This window comes from Acinetobacter sp. YH12218, from assembly GCF_013417925.1.
Lineage (GTDB): Bacteria > Pseudomonadota > Gammaproteobacteria > Pseudomonadales > Moraxellaceae > Acinetobacter > Acinetobacter amyesii.
This window is the reverse complement of record NZ_VPDB01000129.1, coordinates 1-3,758: the sequence shown is the minus strand read 5'-3', so window position 1 is coordinate 3,758 and position 3,758 is coordinate 1. Positions and strand designations below refer to the sequence as shown.

Here is a 3,758-nt window from a genome sequence, read left to right as displayed (position 1 = left end):
TCATGAGAAAGCCCATATAAATGGGTAATGTACAAGTTGCTGTAGAAGCATGTTTAATTCGTCTGATCACAGATACTTTATAAAGTATTTTAATACTTTTTTGAATCAGTCAATGCGTAAGTCCTAGATAGATAAAATATGAAATATCAAATAAATTTGTTTTTTTATGTAAGTAAAGCAAGGTATGATTGCTAGCTTTGTAATAGCTGTGGTTTGTGTCACCGAATGAATCAAGAATGTATTACAGGTCTAAGTCAGGCTTGGAAAGATATTTGTGATCAATATACTGAAAATGAACATCTTGCAGCATTGCAATTTATCCAAAGGCATGTTGAACATTTAGTTACTGTTTTTTATGAACAAATGTCACGTGAGCCAGAGTCAGCTGAATTTTTTAAAGACGATATCATTCAAAAAAGGCTCATCGACACTTTAAGAAAATGGTTGTTAGAAACGTTTAATGTCGCACTGAATGGTGAATTTGAAAGCTCAGTCAAAAGACAGCAGAAAGTTGGAATGGTACACGCGCGTGTTGGTATTCCGTCATGGTTCATCATACGTGGTGTGCGTGAAATAGAACGTAAAATATTTGAAATTTTAGAGTTAAACCAAACACAAAATATTCTCCATATGTGTAGTTATATTGTACAAATTATGGGGTTCAGCACTGAAATCATGTGCCGATCTTATGAGATCAATACGGAAAAAAACCAAGAAACAAAACACAATTATCGCTTATTTTCAGCGATGCAAGATGTGGCCGTGCATAAAGATAAACAACGGGGTTCATTGCTCGACTGGGAAAATGAACTGATGTTTAAAATCTTTTCGGGCAATGTTGGTTTTTATCATCCCTTATTTTCAAAATCAGAGTTTGGGCTATGGTTCATTCATAAAGCGGCATATGCTTTTTCAGGTTCAGATCAGGTTCAACTGATTATTGACAGAATTTATGAAGTGGATCAATTAACCCAGCAAACGATGCAGATGACGGAAAAAGATCAGCTGCAACAGTTGATTCAACAGATTCGTGAATTGAACCGTGAAATTCAGCATCTAGTTGATCAACTATTTCAAGTGGCTGAATATATTGAGTCTGGCAATGATTCTTTGACTCAACTCCTAAACCGTCGTTATCTCAGTACGATTATTTCACGTGAAATTACCTTTGCGCGGCAAAATGAAACGCCGTTGTCTTTGCTCGCCTTTGACGCGGATTATTTTAAAATGATCAATGATAAGTTTGGTCATGCGGCAGGTGATCTTGCGCTCAAATTTATTGCCGAAGCCTTACAGCGTTATAGTCAAGGTAGCGATTATGCATTCCGTATTGGTGGGGAAGAGTTCTTATTACTCTTGGTGGATACTGGTGTAAACCGTGCGATGAAAATTGCAGAAAATATTCGCCAATATATTGAAAAGGGTTTGATCCGAACGGCACAAGGTCAGCAATTTAGTTTTACCGTAAGCATTGGTTGTGTACAGTATGATGGACATCCTGATTATCAGCGTTTCTTAGATGCAGCAGATCATGCGCTGTATGCGGCAAAAAATAATGGTCGAAACTGTATCCAAGTCACTAAGCATTTGTCGTATATCTAATTCGTTCAGAGTATAAAAAACTCCCTTATGTGGGAGTTTTTTATGGGTAAATGCGTTTTATGGCGAGATGTGCCGTAATTTAAACTTCGACAACTACATAGTATTTTTTGACGGCTTCGACAACTTCAAACTTGCCCTGAAAAGATGGGGGAATAATGCCCGCATGGCCAGCGGAAACCTCGATATATCCACCTTGTTGATCATGAATACGTACTAAACCTTCAAGGATTGTAAAAAATTCTTGTTTATTGGGTGCAAAGACAATATTCCATGCGCCAATTTCACATTGCCAAATCCCGCAGTCCATATTGGGGTGTACATACAGGCTTGCAGTTTCACGTTTAGGATTGCCCTGAACCAAACGGTCTGGGCGAGGGAAGTCTATGCTGTGTTTGGCTTGCGCTAAACCCTGACCGGCAATATATACATCTGACATGATTCATCCTGAAAATAGTGCTTTGCTATCAAAGCAAACGATTTGCGATATTAAAACACAAATAAAAAAAGCCTCAAAAGTTTGAGGCTTTTTTAAAGAGCTGACGCTGAATGTTCTATTAATAGCTTTCAGGCACAGCACTTAAGAATTCACGGCGTTCTTCTTTATTGGTTTTAAAGTCACCGACAAAAGAAACGGTACGGGTTGTAGACTCTTGTTTACCTACACCACGCATCATCATACACATGTGAGCTGAATCAATCACCACAGCAACACCACGTGCACCAGTCACTTCAGCCACAGCTTCAGCGATCTGCTGAGTGAGGTTTTCCTGAATTTGTAGGCGACGGGCAAACATTTCTGTAATACGTGCGAATTTTGATAAACCTAAAACATTGCCTTCTGGGAGATAAGCAATATGTACACGACCATAAAAAGGTAATAAATGGTGCTCACACAAAGAATAGAATTCGATATTCTTAACTAAGACCATTTCACGGTTACCGGATGGGAAAACCGCATTGTTGGTCACTTCTTCAAGTGTCTGGCTATAACCAGAAGTAAGATATGAAAAAGCTTTAGCAGCACGCATAGGCGTATCTTTAAGACCTGGGCGATTCAGATCTTCACCAACGGCAGTTAGGATATTTGCGTAGGATTGCTGCATAGACATAAGACGTGTTCACTTACACTGAGAGATTGAACAAGGACGGCATTGTAGCAGAAAACTATTACAATGCCTTCTTTTGGAGTTAAATCCGATTATTGTTTAAACTGTGGGTTCTTTTCTGCACGTTTAAGCAGAACCAGTACAGCACCTGTACCGCCTTGTTTTTCTGGGGCGCTCACAAATGCCAATACGTCACGGTGTTGACGTAACCAACTATTTACATAAGTTTTTAAAATTGCTTCTGGCCCTTTGCCATGCACAATTTTAATGACGTTTTGATTGTCATCTTTCGCCATTTGAATGATTTGCAGCACAGCCGAACGAGCTTCTTCTACAGTGCAACCGTGTAAGTCGACTGCTTCGAACCAACGTAGATTACCGGCTTTTAAATCTTCAAAAACTTTATGCTGTAAGGTTGCAATGCGATAGCTTAAGGCCGCTTGGCTGGCAACAGGGTTGAGCATCGCTTGAGTATCAGAAAGCAATGCATCATCTGTTTCCATAGGACCAATTGCAGCAGCACGTTTAGCCAAGGTTTGCGCATCAGGTTTTTTACGACCCACTTTTTCCATTTTTGCAGTATTTCCTGCATTCATTTTTTGAACACCTTGCATTTGCTTTTGGAAAAGCGCGAAGTCTTCTTCCTGCTCTTGTTCAACAGTCTTTGGCGTTGGCTCAGGCTGTTTAGCAATCGTAGAGGAATGTGGATTCGTAATTTGCTTTTTAAAAGATTTCAGTAGGTTGTACTGATCTTTTGAAAGCGAAGAATCGTGTTTGCTCATAATGAAAAAATGGGAAATATACAAAAATTTAGAGCAATTATAGCCTTAAATGGCACTGATTTGAACTGGAAAGACTTTATATAAAGAAGATCTCTTAATTCATTACAAGTCCTATTTGGGCTTCAAATTTGAATTAATTAGTTTAGGGTGTGTTGACATTTACAGCCGATAAATTGAGCTAAAGAGGCAACCATATAAATATACAAGCTAAAGCAACAGCGCTTTGATAGTTACGTTTTAGCTTATCGTATCTTGTGGCAATTCCTCT

General features: G+C 38.8%; 4 protein-coding genes and 1 pseudogene. 1 reads left to right on the top strand and 4 read right to left on the bottom strand.

Translation table 11 applies throughout. The features are described 5' to 3' along the window. Positions 1-225 precede the first annotated feature (225 nt). Positions 226-1,602, top strand: coding sequence for a diguanylate cyclase (locus FTV03_RS17230; RefSeq protein ID WP_180042362.1), 1,377 nt, complete (start codon positions 226-228; stop codon positions 1,600-1,602). Between the two features lie 79 nt (positions 1,603-1,681). Here the strand turns inward: FTV03_RS17230 and FTV03_RS17225 are convergent, their stop codons facing one another. From FTV03_RS17225 to FTV03_RS17210, 4 genes and pseudogenes are all read right to left on the bottom strand, one after another. Then, positions 1,682-2,038 carry a cupin domain-containing protein gene (locus FTV03_RS17225; RefSeq protein WP_180003198.1) on the bottom strand — a complete coding sequence of 119 codons (357 nt, stop codon included), beginning with the start codon at positions 2,036-2,038 and terminating at the stop codon, positions 1,682-1,684. Positions 2,039-2,156: 118 nt separating this feature from the next. Beyond that, the gene (folE, locus tag FTV03_RS17220) at positions 2,157-2,705 is read right to left on the bottom strand and encodes a GTP cyclohydrolase I FolE (RefSeq protein ID WP_171525937.1); all 549 of its coding nucleotides are present in this window, start codon (positions 2,703-2,705) and stop codon (positions 2,157-2,159) included. Positions 2,706-2,800: 95 nt separating this feature from the next. Continuing rightward, positions 2,801-3,490 carry a Smr/MutS family protein gene (locus FTV03_RS17215; protein ID WP_078190270.1) on the bottom strand — a complete coding sequence of 230 codons (690 nt, stop codon included), beginning with the start codon at positions 3,488-3,490 and terminating at the stop codon, positions 2,801-2,803. A gap of 178 nt (positions 3,491-3,668) precedes the next feature. Then, positions 3,669-3,758 (bottom strand): annotated as a pseudogene (locus FTV03_RS17210) (IS5/IS1182 family transposase); the annotation flags it as partial.